Annotated in this window: 16 protein-coding genes; 10 read left to right on the forward strand and 6 right to left on the reverse strand. The window is 36.6% G+C overall.

Going from position 1 to position 19,536, the window contains the following annotated elements; all coding sequences use genetic code 11:
* The first annotated feature begins 62 nt into the window (after positions 1-62).
* The 4 genes from ILS93_RS21955 to ILS93_RS21970 all read left to right on the forward strand — a co-directional run bounded on the left by ILS93_RS21955 (position 63) and on the right by ILS93_RS21970 (position 5,681).
* Positions 63-1,811, forward strand: coding sequence for a C40 family peptidase (locus tag ILS93_RS21955; RefSeq protein WP_222661257.1), 1,749 nt, complete (start codon positions 63-65; stop codon positions 1,809-1,811).
* A 344-nt stretch (positions 1,812-2,155) separates the two neighbouring features.
* On the forward strand, positions 2,156-3,367 hold the full coding sequence (locus ILS93_RS21960; RefSeq protein ID WP_064476164.1) for a NupC/NupG family nucleoside CNT transporter: 1,212 nt from the start codon (positions 2,156-2,158) through the stop codon (positions 3,365-3,367).
* 260 nt (positions 3,368-3,627) lie between these two features.
* Positions 3,628-4,383 carry a GGDEF domain-containing protein gene (locus ILS93_RS21965; protein WP_064476163.1) on the forward strand — a complete coding sequence of 252 codons (756 nt, stop codon included), beginning with the start codon at positions 3,628-3,630 and terminating at the stop codon, positions 4,381-4,383.
* Positions 4,380-5,681 (forward strand): glycosyltransferase family 2 protein, encoded by a 1,302-nt coding sequence (locus ILS93_RS21970; RefSeq protein ID WP_154131443.1) that lies wholly within the window; start codon positions 4,380-4,382, stop codon positions 5,679-5,681. The genes ILS93_RS21965 and ILS93_RS21970 overlap by 4 nt, the downstream gene beginning before the upstream one ends.
* A 610-nt stretch (positions 5,682-6,291) precedes the next feature.
* Here the strand turns inward: ILS93_RS21970 and opuD are convergent.
* Positions 6,292-7,806, reverse strand: a complete 1,515-nt coding sequence (gene opuD / locus ILS93_RS21975; RefSeq protein ID WP_064476162.1) for a glycine betaine transporter OpuD — start codon at positions 7,804-7,806, stop codon at positions 6,292-6,294.
* 664 nt (positions 7,807-8,470) lie between these two features.
* On the opposite strand from opuD, the gene ILS93_RS21980 reads away from it, so the two are divergent.
* Positions 8,471-9,349: a cell wall-binding protein EntA gene (locus ILS93_RS21980; protein ID WP_002167369.1), complete on the forward strand. Its 879-nt coding sequence runs from the start codon at positions 8,471-8,473 to the stop codon at positions 9,347-9,349.
* Positions 9,350-9,428: 79 nt separating this feature from the next.
* Positions 9,429-9,731 carry a DUF3910 family protein gene (locus ILS93_RS21985; protein ID WP_098103004.1) on the forward strand — a complete coding sequence of 101 codons (303 nt, stop codon included), beginning with the start codon at positions 9,429-9,431 and terminating at the stop codon, positions 9,729-9,731.
* A 99-nt stretch (positions 9,732-9,830) separates the two neighbouring features.
* Here ILS93_RS21985 and ILS93_RS21990 read toward each other — a convergent pair whose 3' ends face one another.
* The 3 genes from ILS93_RS21990 to ILS93_RS22000 are packed head-to-tail and all read right to left on the reverse strand — an operon-like array spanning position 9,831 to position 13,270.
* Positions 9,831-11,210 (reverse strand): zinc ribbon domain-containing protein, encoded by a 1,380-nt coding sequence (locus ILS93_RS21990; protein ID WP_154131442.1) that lies wholly within the window; start codon positions 11,208-11,210, stop codon positions 9,831-9,833.
* A 12-nt stretch (positions 11,211-11,222) separates the two neighbouring features.
* Positions 11,223-12,773: a hypothetical protein gene (locus ILS93_RS21995; protein WP_103655680.1), complete on the reverse strand. Its 1,551-nt coding sequence runs from the start codon at positions 12,771-12,773 to the stop codon at positions 11,223-11,225.
* A 5-nt stretch (positions 12,774-12,778) separates the two neighbouring features.
* A complete protein-coding gene (locus tag ILS93_RS22000) occupies positions 12,779-13,270 on the reverse strand; it encodes a zinc ribbon domain-containing protein (RefSeq protein ID WP_222661259.1) in 492 nt (163 codons plus the stop codon).
* Positions 13,271-13,428: 158 nt separating this feature from the next.
* Here ILS93_RS22000 and ILS93_RS22005 point away from each other — a divergent pair, with 158 nt between their 5' ends.
* On the forward strand, positions 13,429-15,048 hold the full coding sequence (locus ILS93_RS22005) for an SWIM zinc finger family protein (RefSeq protein WP_088047778.1): 1,620 nt from the start codon (positions 13,429-13,431) through the stop codon (positions 15,046-15,048).
* Positions 15,032-17,788, forward strand: coding sequence for a DEAD/DEAH box helicase (locus tag ILS93_RS22010; RefSeq protein ID WP_154131440.1), 2,757 nt, complete (start codon positions 15,032-15,034; stop codon positions 17,786-17,788). Before ILS93_RS22005 ends, ILS93_RS22010 begins: the two co-directional genes overlap by 17 nt.
* A gap of 24 nt (positions 17,789-17,812) precedes the next feature.
* Here the strand turns inward: ILS93_RS22010 and ILS93_RS22015 are convergent, their stop codons facing one another.
* Positions 17,813-18,298 carry a VanZ family protein gene (locus ILS93_RS22015; protein WP_098354932.1) on the reverse strand — a complete coding sequence of 162 codons (486 nt, stop codon included), beginning with the start codon at positions 18,296-18,298 and terminating at the stop codon, positions 17,813-17,815.
* Positions 18,299-18,408: 110 nt separating this feature from the next.
* Between ILS93_RS22015 and ILS93_RS22020 the strand changes: the two genes are divergently transcribed.
* Together ILS93_RS22020 and ILS93_RS22025 are read left to right on the forward strand one after the other, a co-directional pair.
* Entirely contained in the window at positions 18,409-18,633 is a 225-nt protein-coding gene (locus tag ILS93_RS22020) for a DUF1659 domain-containing protein (protein WP_149173770.1), read from the forward strand.
* A 99-nt stretch (positions 18,634-18,732) separates the two neighbouring features.
* Positions 18,733-18,948 (forward strand): DUF2922 domain-containing protein, encoded by a 216-nt coding sequence (locus tag ILS93_RS22025; RefSeq protein ID WP_222661261.1) that lies wholly within the window; start codon positions 18,733-18,735, stop codon positions 18,946-18,948.
* Positions 18,949-18,967: 19 nt separating this feature from the next.
* On the opposite strand, the gene ILS93_RS22030 is transcribed toward ILS93_RS22025, so the two are convergent.
* Complete coding sequence (locus ILS93_RS22030) at positions 18,968-19,366, reverse strand: DUF4359 domain-containing protein (protein WP_016085527.1); 399 nt, start codon at positions 19,364-19,366, stop codon at positions 18,968-18,970.
* Between the last annotated feature and the right edge of the window lie 170 nt (positions 19,367-19,536).

Here is a 19,536-nt window from a genome sequence, read left to right on the forward strand (position 1 = left end):
AATTTTTAACAGTTGGTAAATATTTCTTCACTACATTACAGACAGAAAGGAATCGACAAATTATGAAAAAATACCTTGCCGGTCTTGCGGCAGTGTCTGTAGCAGGAGGAGCAGCACCTACACTTGATAGTGTTCAAGCTGCCCCTGAACAAAATACACAAAAAGCTGCTACAACTGTCCAAGCTTCTGCATCAAACAGCTCATCTTATACGGTAAACACTAGCGTATTACATGTTCGTGCAGGATCAAGTACTTCTCACGATATCATCTCGCGTGTTTATAACGGTCAATCATTAAATGTGATTGGCGAAGAAAATGGTTGGTTCAAAATTAACATTAATGGGAAAACAGGATTTGTTAGTGGCGAATTTGTATCAAAAAATGGAGCAAGCAATTCCAATGTAAGTACAACAGGTGGAAACAATAAAGTTACTGCTGATGTATTACGTGTACGTACTGCTCCGAACACTTCTAGTTCTGTTTCAGGACGTGTATATGCAGGACAAACATTAAACGTAATTGGTCAAGAAAATGGTTGGGTGAAAATCAACCATAATGGACAAGTTGGCTATGTAAGTGGCGAATTCGTATCTGGTGTTTCTTCTAATGCAGGTTCTTCAAACAACAATACGAATAATAACAACCAAGAATCTGTAAAACCAGCAAGCGGAAACTATACAGTAAATGTATCTTCCCTTCGTGTTCGTACAGGTCCTAGCACTTCTCACACAACTGTAGCTTCTGTTACAAAAGGACAAGTTGTACAAGTAGTTGGCGAAGTTCAAGATTGGTTCAAAATCAATTACGCTGGACAAACTGCATACGTAAGCAAAGACTACGTAACAAAAGGCGGTTCTAGCGACAACGTTACACAAGGTAACAATCAAGATAACAATCAAGAACAAAACAATAATGTAACTGTTCAAACTGGTGGTACTTACGTTGTTAACGCAACATCTCTACGCGTTCGTACAGGCCCTGCTGCTTACCATAGTGTAATTGGTGGCGTGTTAAATGGTACTACATTAAACGTAGTTGGATCTGAAAACGGTTGGTTTAAAGTAAACTATCAAGGGAAAACAGGCTTCGTTAGTAGCGAATTTGTAAAATTCGTTAAAGGTGGCACTGCTACTCCTGAACAACCGAAACAGCCTGAACAACCGAATCATGGTGCAATTGGTGACTACTACATTAATGCTTCTGCACTAAACGTACGTAGCGGCGAAGGTACAAATTATAGAATCATAGGGGCACTTCCACAAGGACAGAAGGTTCAAGTAATCTCTGAAAACTCTGGATGGAGCAAAATTAACTACAACGGTCAAACTGGTTACATCGGAACACGTTACCTTTCTAAAACACCGGTTGGGGGCGCAGTAGATAATAAGCCTAACAACAACCAAAATAACAATCAAAACAATAACAACAATAATACAGGCAATAATAGTGGTGATAGTTCTTCCATACTTGCATATGCAAAATCAATGCAAGGTGTACCATACGTTTGGGGCGGTACTTCTGCTACTGGTGTTGACTGCAGTGGTTACATCTACCACGTATTTAAGAAATTTGGTCATAACATTAGTCGTCAAAGTGTTGCAGGATATTGGAGCAGCTTACCACAAACTTCAAGTCCACAACCAGGTGACTTAATTTATTTCAAAGACACTTATAAAGCAGGTCCTTCTCATATGGGTATTTACCTTGGCGGCGGATCATTTATCCAATCTGGAGATAAAGGTGTCGCAATCGCTTCATTAAGCAATTCTTATTGGAGTAAGCACTTCTTAGGTTATACGAAAGCACCTTAAGTTATATTTTAGAGCCTTCTAGATTACTAGAAGGCTCTTTTTAGTATATGTCACCTATATCCCCGAAAAAATAGTGTATCTATTTCCCTATTTCATACACTATATTCTACAAAAACACTCCATAACGTTATCATAATGTATATTTTCACATAAAAAACATAACCTATTTCATGTCTAATCATTTTATATGTGTTTTTTTGAAGAATTTTCTTTTTATTTAAACTTTTTGTTAGACGTTTGACCTCCGATGTCCATTATGATAAGTTACTTAAGATGTTATATTCGCAAAAGTATAGACAACTGGTTTATACACTTTTTTACTATGAGGAAGGAGCATACACTGCATGAATCTTTTATGGGGAATTGGCGGCGTGATTGGAGTATTAGCAATTGCTTTTTTACTATCTTCCAACCGCAAAGCTATTAATTGGCGCACAATTTTAATCGCGCTAGCATTACAAATGTCATTTTCATTTATCGTATTACGATGGGATGCCGGAAAAGCAGGTTTAAAATACGCTGCTGATGGTGTTCAAGGATTAATTAATTTTTCTTACGAGGGAATTAAGTTCGTTGCTGGGGATTTAGTCAACGCAAAAGGCCCTTGGGGATTTGTCTTCTTTATTCAAGCACTACTTCCAATCGTATTTATTAGTTCATTAGTAGCAATCTTATATCATTTCGGTATTATGCAGAAATTTGTTAGTGTCGTTGGTGGCGCATTAAGTAAACTTCTTGGAACATCTAAAGCAGAAAGTTTAAACTCAGTAACAACTGTATTTTTAGGACAAACTGAAGCTCCAATCTTAATCAAACCTTACTTAGCACGTTTAACAAATAGTGAATTCTTCACTATTATGGTAAGCGGTATGACAGCTGTTGCCGGATCGGTTCTTGTCGGCTATGCAGCAATGGGTATTCCGTTAGAACACTTATTAGCAGCAGCAATTATGGCAGCTCCATCAAGTTTATTAATTGCGAAATTAATTATGCCAGAAACAGAAAAAGTAGATAATAACGTTGAACTTTCTACAGAACGTGAAGATGCAAACGTTATTGATGCAGCTGCACGTGGTGCATCTGAAGGTATGCAACTTGTTATTAACGTAGCAGCAATGTTAATGGCTTTCATCGCATTAATCGCTTTATTAAATGGTCTATTAGGATTAATTGGCTCTCTGTTCCATATTAAACTTAGCCTTGATTTAATCTTCGGTTACTTACTATCACCATTTGCAATCTTAATCGGGGTTTCTCCTGGTGAAGCTGTACAAGCAGCAAGCTTTATCGGTCAAAAACTTGCAATCAACGAATTCGTTGCATACGCAAACTTAGGACCACACATGGCAGAGTTCTCTGCAAAAACAAACTTAATTTTAACATTCGCAATCTGTGGATTCGCAAACTTCTCTTCTATCGCAATTCAATTAGGTGTAACAGGAACGTTAGCTCCTACTCGCCGTAAACAAATTGCACAGTTAGGGATTAAAGCAGTTATCGCTGGTACATTAGCAAACTTCTTAAATGCAGCAGTTGCAGGTATGATGTTCCTATAAAATGATGCAAAGTCTCCTCTTTCTAAAGAGGGGGCTTTTTATTATATGTTGTATATTTTTTCGGTATATATTAAATACTTTATGCTTAAATATAAGAACATTATGATACAATAATTAGTAAGTCTGTTTATTTTTTCTTACAAAAGAGAGACACTACTTGTGGTTGCTCTCCAAAATAACCTAGTCATCCGGTCTATTTCTTAATAATTGCGCATACTACAAGTATCCTTGCATGAATTACCTTTAAGGAGGAAAATTTTGTGAAAGATAACTTCTATAAAGTCCTCTCTATGTGGATTTTACAAATTTTATTTTATTTTACAACTGTACATGTAACGCAATATGAGCATGCTCTCATTTTTACAATTATATATGTAATTGTTAATGTACTATTTCTATTATTGACTGATAAAACCGCATTTGTTCTCTTTATATTAGGAACCATTATTTCGGTATTCTACCTGTTCTACCAAGCATGGCTTTACTTATGGAGTACATCAGAACAATGGGAATACATTATTACTCACTTCCTAATGGCAGCAAACTTCTTCATCGTATATATCTCAACTCATTTATTAAAGAAGGTTATTCATGAAAATAAAGAATTAACCGAACGTGTGAGAACGTTAGAACAATACATTGGAGAATCAAAATTATTAACAAGAAAAGAATTCGAAAGACGACAAGCATTATTAATAAATGCAATGAATCGCCGTAATGAAACAGGCGTTATTATTTATTTTGACTTTACTTCCTTTAGTAAATATACGAAGGAAAGTGTTATGGACCGTGTAGCTTCATTATTAGTTGAAACAATAAGAGCTGACTTTGACCTTGCTGCTGAATATGATAATAATAAGCTCGTTATTTTATTACAAAACACAAATGAAGCCGGTGCTGACATTGTAATGAATCGCCTAAAGCCAAAAATGGAGCAATGGCTTGCTGCTGAAGCGATCCAAGATATAAAAATTTCACGCGAGCAAATTGGGAACAAAGGACAGACGTTATTATGATGACACTCGTTATACTTCTTTTATTCCTTCTATTTTGCGTACTCGTGTTTTGGATTAGCATCACATTTTCGATTAAGTATATACTTATTTTTACAGCCTTTCTATTCTCTGCCTTACTTGTTTACTATTCTTTCTTAACACTCGCAGGTTTAGTTCACCGAAATAGTAAACGAAAAGATCGTACGCTAGAACATTATCCAAGCGTCGACATTTTAATACCTGCCCACAATGAAGGTGTCGTTATTAAAGATACTTTAGAGGCAATGGCGAAGATTGAATATCCAGGTAAACTAACTGTTTATTTATTAAACGATAATTCGCAAGATGAGACACCTGAAATTGGTGACGATTTTGACAAAGCTTATGCTCATATTCGTCACATTCGTGTTCCGGCGGGTGAACCAAAAGGGAAATCACGTGTATTAAACTATGGTCTTAGTATTTCAGATGGTGAATACTTCTGTGTGTATGATGCAGATAACCAGCCTGAACCACATGCTCTGCGAATGCTTGTAGAACACGCTGAAACAACCGAGGATGCCGTTGGAGCTGTTGGTCACGTTCGTACTGTAAATGAAAATAGAAACTGGCTAACACGAATGATTTCATTAGAATTTCAAATCTTCCAGCTCCTTATGCAATCCGGACGCTGGTTACTATTCCAAACAGGTTCACTAACAGGAACAAATATGCTTCTTCGTCGCTCTGCATTAGAAGAACTTGGCGGCTATGACCCGTATGCAATTGCAGAAGACGCTGAATTAACATTACGAATTACACAAAAAGGCTATCTCTTACCAATCGTTCCAGAATCGATTACATGGGAACAAGAACCCGAGCATTTAAGGATCCTTATTAAGCAGCGTACACGTTGGCTCCAAGGGAACTTGTACATTTTAGAAAAAATGTTTTCTTCCTTAAGTTTCTTTAAAGGAAAACTTCTCGTCCATTCCTTACAACAAGTTTTAGTGTATGTTGTATTTTGGCTATTCTTAATCATTTCGAACGTTTGGTTTGTAATTGGGTTACTCGGGATATTCCAAATTCAATATAGCATTCCGCTACTATTTATGTGGTATGTCGCATATATTACATACGTTTCTCAATTATTTAGTGCCCAGAGTGTGGAACGAACCTTTACACCAACTAATATTTTTATTAGTGTTATCATGTACTTTACGTACGCACAGCTCTTTACGTACTTATTCATTCGCAGCTTAATTTTATACTTACGTGCGAAGAGCAAGAAACAAGTCATTGGCTGGGATAAAACAGTTCGATTCAAAAAAGAAAAGTAAAACTTTAATCAGTGGGGTTCTCCCACTGATTTTTATTTACAAAATAAAAATCAGCACAGAGCGCCGTATGCTCTGTGCTGATTTATTGCCGTATAAATTATATATCAGACAATACCCCTTAGCTGAAAGTAATTTCACGTCCATCCCCCAACGAACGATTGACCTTCATTTATATACGAAAAAGTGATTGCTATTTTTGTAGAACCAATTGCTTCTCTTGCTGTTCTTTGCGCGTTTCAGTCTTAGGTTCCGTGCTTTCTTGGACACTACGATGTGCCACACGTTTCAAACAAATATGCTTCCACTTTCTTTCGTAACGTTTCATTATTCTAGATGTCCCCCTTGAATGCGCTTTAAAACTATTTGAAATCGCTTACAGGAAATAATATAGCACATATACATAAACGTGACAACACATTTCCGACAATTTTTTGTCAAAAATATGAATAGAATTTACAAAATATCGTAATTTGTCGAAATGTATCGATTTTTCTTTATATAAAAGGCATACTACTTATATAGTAAAGTATTTTATTTCCCTTACTTGTGTTTAAAATTCCTTCTATATAAAAAAGAGCTGATACATAATCAGCCCTTTTTCCTTCTATTATTAATGACGCTTCATACGCCCCTCTTTTTGTAACTCTTTAAATAATGCTGCCATCATAAAGAAAATAACGAAGACGAATGGGAATGCCGCAATAATAGCTGCTGTTTGCAGTGCTTCTAATCCACCAACATATAATAAGGTAGAAGCTATCGATGCTAAAACGATACCCCAAACCATTTTAATGCGGTTTGGTGGATTTAAACTACCATGTGTCGTTAACATCCCTAAAACGAATGTCGCAGAGTCTGCAGATGTAATAAAGAATGTTGCAATAAGCAGAATACCTAATACCGATAAAGCTGATCCAAAGCTTCCCATCTGATCAAACATAGCGAATAACCCTACTTCTGTTCCCATCTCTTTCACTTTGTCGAAGATATGAGCATCACCAAACAGCTCCATATGAATACCAGTCCCGCCGAAAACAGAGAACCAAAGCGCACCGATTACAGTCGGTACGAGTAACACACCGATAACAAACTCACGAATCGTACGTCCTCGTGAAACACGGGCAATAAACGTACCTACGAATGGTGACCATGCAATCCACCATGCCCAATAGAAAATTGTCCATGACTGAATCCATTGATTTCCGCCTTCATCTAATGGACTTAAACGGAAGCTCATGCTTGGCAATTCCTGAATATAAGAACCGATTGTTGAAGTGAAGTAATTCATAATAAAGTTTGTTGGACCTGCAAATAATACAATAATCATAAGTGCAAACGCCAAAATAATATTCGCATTACTTAAATATTTAATTCCTTTATCAAGACCTGTTTGCGCAGATAACATGAAAAGAACGGTTACGATTGCAATAATAACTAACTGTGTCGGCAATGAATTCGGGATAGATGTTAAATAACTAACACCACCTGCAATTTGCTTCGCACCAAGACCTAATGATGTTGCAACACCAAACACAGTTGCGAAAACAGCTAACACATCAAATGAATGAGCAATACGTCCATGCTCTCCGCCTTTAAATAACGGACCTACTGTCGCACTAATCGTACTTGCTTTTCCTTTTCTAAAAGTAAAGTAAGCAATACACAGCGCTACAAATGCATATAGTCCCCACGGATGTAATCCCCAATGGAAAAATGAAAAACGTAGTGCAAGACGCGCACTTTCCTCAGTTGCACCTTCTCCAAACGGAGGTGCGTACAAATGGTTTAATGGTTCGGCAACGCCCCAGAAAACTAAACCAATACCCATACCAGCGCTAAATAGCATAGCAAACCATGTCATATAACTATAATCAGGTTCATCATCATCTTTACCTAAACGAATAGAACCGTATTTCGAAACAATTAAAAAGATAGACACACCTAATATAATAGAAACAGAAATAATATAGAACCATCCAAACTTACTAACTAATGCAGTTTGAATTGCGGTTGTTACATTTCCTAAGCTACCTTTTCCAATAATAGATTCGGGAATAATCCCCCAAAGTGTAAATGCAATACATAATGTTAATGATACGATGAATGTTTTTGTCAGTTTCCTCATCAAATCCCCCTTCGTAGGTTTCACTTTTGTAAATAACATAAATTCCGATATGTAAAATCGGATAGAAAACTATAATTTTACGGTGATTTTCTTACTTTCACCTTCACCAATTCGAATTCTTATGGACAGCCTTACCTTCCGTATAACCTTTTCACTCTGCAAGAGCTACAAGATCGAAATACTGCTGTCAAATTGTGTGAGAAAAATGCGGATGGGAATGTATTTTCCCAAAAAAGGATGTGTTACAGATGTAAAAAAGGGCATTTTTCTTCCTTGCAACCCTTTCTTTTTGTAACAATTATGCGGTTTTTTTGCTAGTATATAGCACGTGTTTATAGTTTCACAAACGAAATGTTTATGTTTATATAACTATATTACCCATAAAACGGCAAAATACTCAAGGAATGTAATCGTTTAGTAAATATTATGTAACACTCCTGTAATATTTTTATTTACGCCGAAAAATATATGTTGTATTAAATATTTTGAATATAAGTAGAAACCTACTAATCACATAGAATGAAAAACGCTTTCCTATATCTTTTGTTATATTACAGGATGTTAACGACTGATTACGAATGGTTTGTAATTGTGTGTTTTCCCGAAATCCGAAAAAATCTGTTGCTATAATGAGGACACGAAAACAAACGCAATGGAGGCTATCATGAAAAAATTAATTGGAATAGCAACAGCAGCAGTTTTTGGTCTTGGGATTTTCACCGCATCTGCTAATGCAGAAACTGTTGTAACAACAGACGTACTAAACGTACGAGAAAACCCTACTACTGAATCAAAAGTTGTCGGTAAATTACAGAATGGTCATAAATTAGATGTTCTAAATACAGAAAACGGATGGTCACAAATCAAATTAGATGGTAAAGACGCATTCGTAAGTGCAGAGTTTACAAAGAACTCTTACTATGTAACAGCTAACGTATTAAATGTACGTGCTGAAGCGAACACAAACTCAGAAATTCTTGGAACGTTGAAGAAAGACGATATGATCGAAACAACGAACCAAGTACAAAATGAGTGGTTACAATTTGAATATAACGGGAAAACAGCTTATGTTCACGTTCCTTTCTTAACAGGCACAGCGCCTGTTATTGAGAAACAAGAACAACCTGCTCCTGCTAAAACTGTAGCACCAGCTAAAGCACAAGCACCTGCAGCACAAGCAAAACCAGCTGCTAAGCCTGCTGTGAAAGCTGCTGAAACTAGCACACCTTCTGGTGGTCGTGAGTTAACAGTTGTAGCTACAGCATATACAGCTCATCCGAGCGAAAACGGTGGCACATACGGTGGCCGTGTATTAACTGCAATGGGTCATGACTTAACAGCGAACCCAAACATGAAAATGATCGCTGTTGATCCGAAAGTAATCCCATTAGGATCTAAAGTATGGGTAGAAGGTTACGGAGAAGCTATCGCTGGAGATACTGGCGGTGCAATTAAAGGTAACCGTATCGACATCCTACTTGGATCAGATAGCGCTGCTCAAAAATGGGGACGCAAAACTGTTAAAGTGAAAATTTTAAAATAACCAATGACTGCTAAAGCCGGTTCTCTTTGTTGAGAGCTGGCTTTTATTTTTTTATAATAACTATAAGGAGGTTATGTTCATGAATGTACAAGCAAAAATAGACTGGATCGGTACCCCAAAACCGTATATATATAAAGATGAAGTAACATACGACGCTACTTCCATCGACTTTTCACTCGCTGGCGATGACAATAGATATAAATTAGTTGTGCTCAGCTCTGAAGAAAATACACATTACAAAATTGTCCAATATGGAATCAAACCCGGCTCTCAAAAGCCATTCCCTATTGATATTCCATTCAAACAAAACATGTTACCAATTATAGAACAAATATTACATGATCCATATGTGCAAGCGATATTAAAGGAAACGCGCTCATAATTGTAAAAAAGGGATATCATTTTACCGGCAAAAATTCACAAAAGAAGTAAACTATAAAAAAGAGGTTGTTCAACAATATTGAACAACCTCTCTCTTTTATTAACGAGTCGGACCAGATACTTCCTCTGATTTCAACGTATCATTGGCACCCAGAGAATGATATAGCACCTTTCCATTTCCATTAACAGTAACGATATGGTCATTATTAAAACTTTTGAACTTTACAGACCCATCACCGTAACGAATATGGTACTCTTCATATGTCGTTACTTTATATTTCGTAGCACTTTGACGTTCTACATTACGAACATCCATCGTTAATAAGTCTTCTGTAATTCCTTTTTTGTGTAGATACTGTATGTAATCACGGTCTTCCTTGTACGATTTCCCGCTCTTATCATAATCATTTTCAATTAAACTAAAATCATTTAACGAAATCGCACGTACGTTATTATAAATGTGATTTCGTACAAAATCACCCACTGCTGAGCTTGATGTTTCTTTCGGGAATTTTAAGTAATACGTGCTTTGGTCTCCAATTTTAATACTTTCAGATTTTATTACACCAAAATCAGTAGTTTTCTCTAAATGTACTTCTACTGTTTCATCTGTGGATACAGGACCCAGTTTATAATTACCATAACTTAATTTCCCACGTTTTTTACCATTTACAAATACGGTTGCATCATTTTCATCAGAAGAAATGCTTACATACTTTCCTTCAAGTGATAAATCTACATTCACTTTCTCGCCCTGTTCATCTGCTAAATCTACTTCTTTCTCTGTTTCTAATTCAGTAAGTTCTGTCTTCGCTGTTGCCTTGACAACATACGTACCTGGGAAGTATGGTCCCAACTCTTTCGAAGTTTTATCACTAGAAAGTTCTGTTTCTTTTTTATCATTCACATATATTTCCGCATTCTTTGCAGTTGTACTAACACTCATATAATAAGATTTCATGCTAAACTTATACTTTGGATATAAGAACCACTCTTTTCCCTCTTCTACAATTTCCCCATCTTTAAACGAATTTTTATCCTTTGTTAACTTTTGATCTACTGTCTCTTTCTGTAAATAAGACAATAATTGTTTATTGTAAGAAGGGTTCTCTTTTAAGTAACGCATGTACGCTTTAATATCCTCTGTCTTAATCTTTAAGCTTGAATCATTCGCTTTCACAAACTCATCAATTGCAGTAATATCTTTCTTTTGGAATGCTTCAATCATTACATTTATTTGCTTTTCTTTTGAAAACTTGTATGCTCCAAATTTATATGCCCCAAATAATAAAATGGCAATGATGGCGAAACCAATGATTAAAAATAAATTTTTCTTACTTTTGGCTGGTTTTGTCTCGCTTTGCACTTCTGTATATGAAGCGGCGGTGTTATCGACGATTACTTCTACTTTACTCCCACACTCGGGACAAAAGTTCAAATGGTCTGCAACGTTCTTTTTACATGTTCCACAAAACTTCAACGTGCTCTCCTCCTACTTTTTAGCTAACTTCATTCCAACAAATGCTGCTACATATGTCACAATAAAACTACATATAGTTAAATATACAAATGAATTTTGCATAGATAATACCGTTCCACTTGTTCCAAACAAACTTGTTACAGTCCCTGAAACATCAATTTGGAACTTAGAAATCATATTCATTACAATCATCATAATCGTGTAAGAACCACTGCATACTACTAATGTAATATATATATTGGCAGTCGATAATTCAGCTAACTTTCTTCCCGCTCTAAACATAAGGAACAATGGAATAATAAGCAGTAATAAACCGTAATGGAATACGTTATTCACTTCATCAAATTCAGCAAGGCTTTCCTGACTTGCTCCTTTTGAAATCATTATATCTCTAACCACTACGCCATTTACAGAGATGCCTGATATAAATGAAAATGATAATGTGCTCTCAGATGATTTTGATTTCTTACCAATTCCAGTAAACTCCTTACTAAGTGCTGGACTTGATACTTCTAACGGAGCAAAATGAGCCATACTCCATAATTGAGGTGTTAACTCTAATGCTAATAATGTACTTTCAGATTTTAAAGTTGTTATTTCTTTTAACGGTTCAATACTGTCTTCCTTATTTACTAACGCCATAATACAAACCACTACTGCTGTTATTAAAAGTCCTTTTATCATGGCTGAAATACCGTAATAAACAGACGCTCCATATGGCATTAACTCTTGAAATGCTGCTGCCATATTATTTTTGCTTGTATGAGCAATAAATCCTATTAAGGTAAATAATGTCCCACATGCAAAACCACTCAATAAACTCTTAATCGCTGAATAGCCAACCGTAATCTTACCTGCTTCTGAGAATGGAATTGCGAAAGATTGTGATGCTATAAAACTTATAATGAATAAAAAGACACCATAAATAATACCAACTGTTGCTGCTATAAAGATTTGATCCTTAATCGTTTTTGCAACACGCTGCTTTCCTAACCAAATTCCTGTACCAGCGAAAATCATAAATGGAATAATTAATAGTAATGTAAATGGAGTATGCCAAGATAAAGAAAATATCAATCCACTCTCGTCGCTAGCTGTAAAACCAAGTAAATGATAACTTAACATCGTAGAAGTTGCACTTGAATAAAAGCTTGGCAACATTTCTAATTCTTTCGCAAATTTACTAAACATCTCACTTAATATAGAAGCAAATAATACACTACCAATCCAACCAGCAATTAACATGAGAATACTTGCAACAATCCCACCAATAAAACCTGTTTTTAAAACGGCTTTATCTGCTGTAAATTTAACTTCAGGAGTACCGTCCATTGTAGGCAATTTAATAGATTGTTCTTTTTTCTTCACAATAAATAAGGAATGCCCACACTTTTGGCAATATAAATTTTGCTGAGCATTTTCACCGCCACAACCTTTGCAGTATTTTGCAGTATCTTGTTCTAACGTTACTGCATCTATAGCTCCTGCAATCTCCATACTTCCTTCATTAGGGCAATAGTTTACCTCTTCACCATGTTGATTTCCACATGTGCGACAATACATCTAATTCACTCCCCACTTTGCTTAATTCCACAAACCGGACAGTAAGTAGAGTGTTGATCGATATGTTCATTACATGAAATACAATTTGTCGTTTCACCTTCATTTTCTATCGCTAACATTGGATTAGGCTTTCCACACGAACCACAAAACTTATCATTTATTGATAAAGGTCCACCACATTCACATGTAGCTTTCTCGCCTTGTTGCTTTTGCAGTTCAACAATGCGTTTTCTTGCTTGATAAATAGCTACATCAAATTCTTGAACTGGAGCAATCATTTCTTTTAAGCTCGCTTCATCTACTCCATTTCCTCTTAATTGAACATAGACTCGTTGTCCAATCTCTAATAGAACCTCTGCCTTTTTCTGCATTTGCACTTGCATTTCTTTTTTCAGTTGAGCGATTTCTTGCGCAACTTGTAACTTCATCTTCCCTTGCTCAATTCCTTCTTGTAACTTATTCATTCCACTGCCTAACTTCGTCTGTAAATCTGACAAATCATTTCTCCCCCTATACATATATAGTAATATGCGAAATTAACATTATATATATTACCATGATTTTCAATTTATGTAATCCAAATTTCATTTTTTCTGTTTTGAGCATTTTTTGTTTATAATGGTAAAGGAAAGAAATATGTGTACGGAGGAATATTATGCTGCAACACTCAATTACGAAAGATGAAATTATGATGATTGCGAATGAGTTCGTTCAAGGACTAGATCCACAGCAAACAGCTGATCAGGAACATGTCGCTACAGCTCGGCACCTATATCGTAGTGGTGTTGTCTACAACGTTGACTTTGATGGTTATACGCTATCAGGAACTGTAGATGCTGGAGGCAGCGTATATAGCGTCCATATCCCGATTCGTAACGTCGCTGAAAGCTATTGCGATTGCTTTGCACCAACGCAATGTGAGCATATGCTCGCTGTTTTACTATCTGCAGCATCTAGTTTCGGGCAAGTAGGAGATGTATTAACTTTATTTAAAAATAATACGAAACCTTCCCTTCCTCCTATTCGAACTGCAAGACAAGTATTGCAATCATCAGCGTTTGAAGAAACGGATTATAAAAGTTGGCAATCGTATTTTGACAACGAATATGAATCATTTAAAAAAGAACAAGCTCGGCTTACTTATAAACAAATGTATTTTCTTATGAGTATTTTTACAGACTTCTATACGAAACTGGAGCGGAAAGCTCCGCGTATCGTTGTGATACATGAGTTGTTCAGGCTACATGCAGCGCTTTATTGCTTTCAAAAATTATTAGAAGAAATTCAGGACTTCGAAGCAAATAAAACGTATTCTTATCACCAGCCTGTTAACGTCGTTCGCTTATTTGTAGATAAAGTGGAATCCATCGTTCGGGACTTACAATCAGAAGCGATTCCTTCAGAGTCTGAAGCAATTTTGCAAGAAACAGCTCGTCTCGTTCACGAAGTATTCTTCTCCACCGACGCCTATACGCAAGAAAGATTTTTTATTTATCGTCACATATGGAGTGAACTCTTACACAATAAAGAGAAACTGCAAGAAGAAGAAAAGCGAATCGATACGAAAATCAATCCACTTTCCAAAGCATTAGCATCTTCTCATCTACTCTTTTTAAATGACGAAGACCTAATAGCTATGGACTTACTAAAGAAACAGCCTGCTTCTGTTGTAAGTCTGTACTTCTATTGGTTAGAAGAGCTATTAAATACAATGCAGTGGGATCGTGCGAAAAACTGGCTTTCCTTTACGTATAAACAAGTGAAGAAAACGATACATGAGCACGAAAATACGATTTTCATAAAAGATATCGTTCGCTTATTTGTCATCATGTATGAAACGTATGCAAACCATACAAATGAACAAGCCGGACTCGAAATGATTTTGCAAGAACTATTACCATATAGTTTCGCAAACTATGAGCAATACGTACTCGCGAAAAAGCAATATCGTACATGGGCAGAACTTCAGCTCTTACATGGGTTTGAAGCAATTGAACTTTTGAAAGAGCCACTGAAAGATATTGAAAAGGAAGCACCAGAAGCAGCCCTTCCTCTTTATCACCTTGCTGCTACCGAGGCCATTGAAGAGCGAAACCGCAAATCATATAGACGTGCAGTTCGTTACTTAAAGAAATTACGTACATTATATAAACGATTAAAGCGTACTGATGAATGGGATGCTTTCATTATTCACATCGCAAACTTACATTCACGTCTGCGTGCACTACAAGAGGAATTACGGAAAGGAAAATTAATTGATGATCAATCAAACTGAAGTAACAATTAGGCTCCAGCACGTTAGTCAAGGTTGGTTCCTTTGGGGAGAAGATGACAGCGGTACTCCATTATCCGTAACAAGTTGGAAACGAAATGCATTTACATGGCACTCTACCTCCTTCTACGGCACGTTTCTAAAAGAAGCGACCTTTGAAGGAAAACAAGGTGTTATGCTAACAAACGCACAAGCATTTGAATACATCGCTAATAAACCGATGAACTCCTTTGCCCATATTCAAATGAATGGCCCTATTACAGCACTTACGAAAGATGCGAATGAATTATGGGATGCCTTCACAAGCGGTAGCTTCGTACCTGATATGGAGCGTTGGTCTCAGCAACCATCTTGGAAAGTGCAAAATAGCCCAATTGAAGATGACACATTGGCATCTCTTTTCTCCGCCGCGGTAAATGAAAGCATATTACAAGATAACCGTTCAAACGATGGATGGGAAGATGCCAAGAGACTTTATGAACATTACGACTTTACGAAAAGACAATTGGATGCAGCACTACATGAAGAAGATTGGCTTCGAAAAATTGGTTACATTGAAGATGACCTTCCCTTTACAATCGGACTACGGCTACAAGAGCCGCAAGAAGAATTTGAAATGTGGAAGCTTGAGACAATTGTTACACCAAAGCGCGGGGCACATCGCATATATGTATATGAAAGTATCGATTCTTTGCCAAAACGATGGCACGATTATGAAGAACGTATTCTTGAAACACAAGAAGGATTCAGTAAGCTCGTACCGTGGTTAAAAGAAGGCGATACATTCCGAAGTGAGCTCTTTGAAACAGAAGCGTGGAACTTCTTAACAGAAGCAAGTAACGAATTACTCGCTGCAGGTATTACGATTTTACTGCCATCCTGGTGGCAAAATTTAAAAGCGACAAAACCAAAATTACGTGTGCAGTTGAAGCAAAATGCCACGCAAACGCAATCTTTCTTCGGCATGAATACACTCGTTAACTTTGACTGGCGCATTTCAACGAACGGCATTGATTTATCCGAAAGCGAATTTTTCGAACTCGTTGAACAAAACAAACGGTTATTCAATATAAATGGTCAATGGATGAGACTGGATCCAGCCTTTATTGAAGAAGTACGAAAGCTTATGAACCGTGCCGATAAATATGGACTAGAAATGAAAGATGTCCTTCAGCAACATTTATCAAACACTGCTGAAACAGAAATTGTAGAAGAAGATAGTCCATTTACCGATATTGAAATCGAGCTAGATGGATATTATGAAGAGCTATTCCAAAAACTATTGCACATTGGAGATATTCCAAAAGTAGATGTTCCTTCTGCACTAAACGCAACACTCCGTCCGTATCAACAACATGGCATTGAGTGGTTATTATATTTAAGAAAGCTTGGATTCGGAGCATTATTAGCTGACGACATGGGACTTGGAAAAAGCATTCAAACGATCACTTACTTACTATATATAAAAGAGAACAATCTCCAAACAGGCCCTGCTTTAATCGTGGCACCGACATCTGTTCTTGGAAATTGGCAAAAAGAATTTGAGCGTTTCGCACCAAATTTACGCGTTCAGTTACATTATGGAAGTAACCGAGCGAAAGGCGAATTATTTAAAGACTTCCTTCAATCAGCAGATGTTGTATTAACATCTTATGCATTAGCTCAGCTTGATGAAGAGGAACTTAGTACGTTATGCTGGGATGCTGTTATTTTGGATGAAGCACAAAATATTAAAAACCCACATACGAAACAATCGAAAGCAGTACGAAACTTGCCAGCAAATCACAAAATCGCTTTAACCGGTACACCGATGGAAAACCGACTTGCCGAGCTTTGGTCTATTTTCGACTTCATTAATCATGGATATCTCGGCAGCTTAGGACAATTCCAGCGCCGCTTCGTCTCACCGATTGAAAAGGACCGTGACGAAGGAAAAATCCAACAAGTTCAACGTTTTATCTCGCCGTTTTTACTGCGTCGTACGAAAAAAGATCAAACCGTCGCATTAAACTTACCAGATAAACAAGAACAGAAAGCTTACTGTCCACTTACTGGTGAACAAGCTTCCTTATATGAACAACTTGTTCAAGATACATTGCAAAATGTAGAAGGATTAAGCGGGATTGAAAGACGCGGATTTATATTACTCATGCTGAACAAACTTAAACAAATTTGTAATCACCCCGCTCTTTATTTAAAAGAAACAGAACCAAAAGACATAATCGAACGTTCCATGAAAACAAGCACCCTAATGGAACTAATTGAAAATATAAAAGATCAAAATGAAAGTTGTTTAATCTTCACACAATACATCGGTATGGGGAACATGCTAAAAAATGTGTTAGAAGAACATTTCGGTCAGCGCGTCCTCTTCTTAAACGGTAGTGTACCGAAGAAAGAACGTGACAAAATGATCGAGCAATTCCAAAACGGAACGTATGACATTTTCATCTTATCGTTAAAAGCAGGTGGAACTGGCTTAAACTTAACCGCTGCCAACCATGTCATTCACTACGACCGTTGGTGGAATCCAGCTGTAGAAAACCAAGCAACAGACCGCGCATATCGTATTGGTCAAAAACGCTTCGTTCACGTTCATAAACTGATTACAACGGGGACACTCGAAGAGAAAATTGATGAAATGTTAGAAAGAAAACAATCATTAAACAACGCTGTCATTACAACCGATAGTTGGATGACCGAACTATCTACAGATGAACTAAAAGAATTACTTGGTGTATAAACAAAAGAAGCTAATCTCAAAAGATTAGCTTCTTTTTCTATTCCAAAACCAATTACTTATTATAATCCCTGTTAATCCGCCGCACGTATCCAGTAATGAATCTTGCCACATCGGTGTACGATCTCCCGTAGTCCATTGATGAATTTCATCAAATGTTGCATATCCCGCAACGAAAAGAAGAGCGTATATAAAGCACCGTTTTCTCGAATGACCCGATCGATGAAAAGCATAATACGTCAATGAACCTAGCATAAAGAACACCATAAAATGAGCACCTTTACGAAGGAAAAACTCAATAAATCCGCCTACACCTTTATTTGCAATGCTAACAGGTGTACCACCGCCATAATCAATAGATACCCATGAAAAATGCTCTTTCACAAACTCCACATTTACATATTGTTCAATATCCGAGCGCATATCCTGCTTTTTATATGGTTGTGCCGAGGAATAGAAAATCAACCCCATCCATAGTAAAACAGGAATCCAAAATAACCATTTACGTTTCATTCTTCCGAAGCCCCTCTCTTAATCTTTTAAGAGTACCAAAAAAAAAAATAAATTTCACGCCAAAACATGACATTTGCAACCTATTTATAAAGTGAAAGGGGGTGATAAACATGGCAGTCGAAACAATCGTAACGGACTTAACTTTACGTCTTGTCTTAAACAATGGATTAGATAAGAACGGAAAAACAGCTTTTAAGCAAAAACAATTTAAGCGTGTTAAAACAAACGCAAACTTAGAGCAAGTACACAACGTAGCACGTGCTCTTGCTTCTTTACAAGCAGCACCGCTTCACGCTATACAGCTTGTTAGCACATCAGATCTTTCTACCCTATAAGGTTAAACTGTACTCAGTGGGGGTGTTCATCCCCCACTAAGTATGAACCAACACCCTACTCGCAATATAGCGGGATAAATAAAAAGGAGGAAATAACGTATGCAAGTACTAGAATTAATTTTCGCGAAAGAAGATGGAAAAACAGTTGTTTTTTCTATCGAGAAACCTATTACACCTGTCGATGCACACGTCGTAAATCAAGTAATGGATACCATCCTTGCCTCATCTGTATTTTCAACAATTAATGATAATACCCGAAAAAAAGGAGCCCGTCTCGTAGAAAAGAATGTATCTGAAGTTCCTATTACCTTATAAACAAAAAGACGAATCTGCTTCATTTTGCAGATTCGTCTTTTTTCTTCGGCATTTCAATCGGAATAAAGATTTTTGAAAAACCGACGCATACATATTTATAGTGCTCTCCGCCTATATCAAACTCGGTCGTATATGTTGAGAAGAAAATATAATCATTTCGCTTTGTATAATTCTCGATTAATAATCCAACTTGTGGCTCAACATATTTTTTCGCCAACTTCTTACCAGCCGATGCTAAATCGCCAAGGAGGCCCTCTTCATTTTCTTTTTGAACTTCGTCTAGCTTCTTACTTACATCATTACGTTTCATAAACTGCTTTGCTGCCCAGTCCGTATATTCTCCTTTACTCGGATTACTATTTGCTAAATATACTAGAAGAACAACAACTAGAGCCATAATAATATACCTTTTCTTCATACTATCTCACCGCCTACTCTTTTCTATTTTCATATATATGTACAAGCGATGCAAATTAGAAAGACTAACATCTATTGATTGTAAACGAATAGCCAAAATTTACAATATGAAACGGAATATTAACATTCACTTTACTTAATTCGTATATAATTATATTTGGAATTAAAATC

The organism is Bacillus sp. 16GRE42 (assembly GCF_019837435.1).
Classification (GTDB): Bacteria; Bacillota; Bacilli; order Bacillales; family Bacillaceae_G; genus Bacillus_A; species Bacillus_A wiedmannii.

Excerpts from the sequence above, each read along its gene's own strand:
- ILS93_RS22030 (WP_016085527.1), bottom strand. The coding sequence starts at position 19,366 with ATGAAGAAAAGGTATATTATTATGGCTCTAGTTGTTGTTCTTCTAGTA.
- ILS93_RS21980 (WP_002167369.1), top strand. The coding sequence starts at position 8,471 with ATGAAAAAATTAATTGGAATAGCAACAGCAGCAGTTTTTGGTCTTGGG.
- ILS93_RS22015 (WP_098354932.1), bottom strand. The coding sequence starts at position 18,298 with ATGAAACGTAAATGGTTATTTTGGATTCCTGTTTTACTATGGATGGGG.
- ILS93_RS22005 (WP_088047778.1), top strand. The coding sequence starts at position 13,429 with ATGCTGCAACACTCAATTACGAAAGATGAAATTATGATGATTGCGAAT.
- ILS93_RS22020 (WP_149173770.1), top strand. The coding sequence starts at position 18,409 with ATGGCAGTCGAAACAATCGTAACGGACTTAACTTTACGTCTTGTCTTA.
- ILS93_RS21985 (WP_098103004.1), top strand. The coding sequence starts at position 9,429 with ATGAATGTACAAGCAAAAATAGACTGGATCGGTACCCCAAAACCGTAT.
- ILS93_RS22010 (WP_154131440.1), top strand. The coding sequence starts at position 15,032 with ATGATCAATCAAACTGAAGTAACAATTAGGCTCCAGCACGTTAGTCAA.
- ILS93_RS21995 (WP_103655680.1), bottom strand. The coding sequence starts at position 12,773 with ATGTATTGTCGCACATGTGGAAATCAACATGGTGAAGAGGTAAACTAT.
- ILS93_RS22025 (WP_222661261.1), top strand. The coding sequence starts at position 18,733 with ATGCAAGTACTAGAATTAATTTTCGCGAAAGAAGATGGAAAAACAGTT.
- ILS93_RS21955 (WP_222661257.1), top strand. The coding sequence starts at position 63 with ATGAAAAAATACCTTGCCGGTCTTGCGGCAGTGTCTGTAGCAGGAGGA.
- ILS93_RS21970 (WP_154131443.1), top strand. The coding sequence starts at position 4,380 with ATGATGACACTCGTTATACTTCTTTTATTCCTTCTATTTTGCGTACTC.
- opuD (WP_064476162.1), bottom strand. The coding sequence starts at position 7,806 with ATGAGGAAACTGACAAAAACATTCATCGTATCATTAACATTATGTATT.
- ILS93_RS21960 (WP_064476164.1), top strand. The coding sequence starts at position 2,156 with ATGAATCTTTTATGGGGAATTGGCGGCGTGATTGGAGTATTAGCAATT.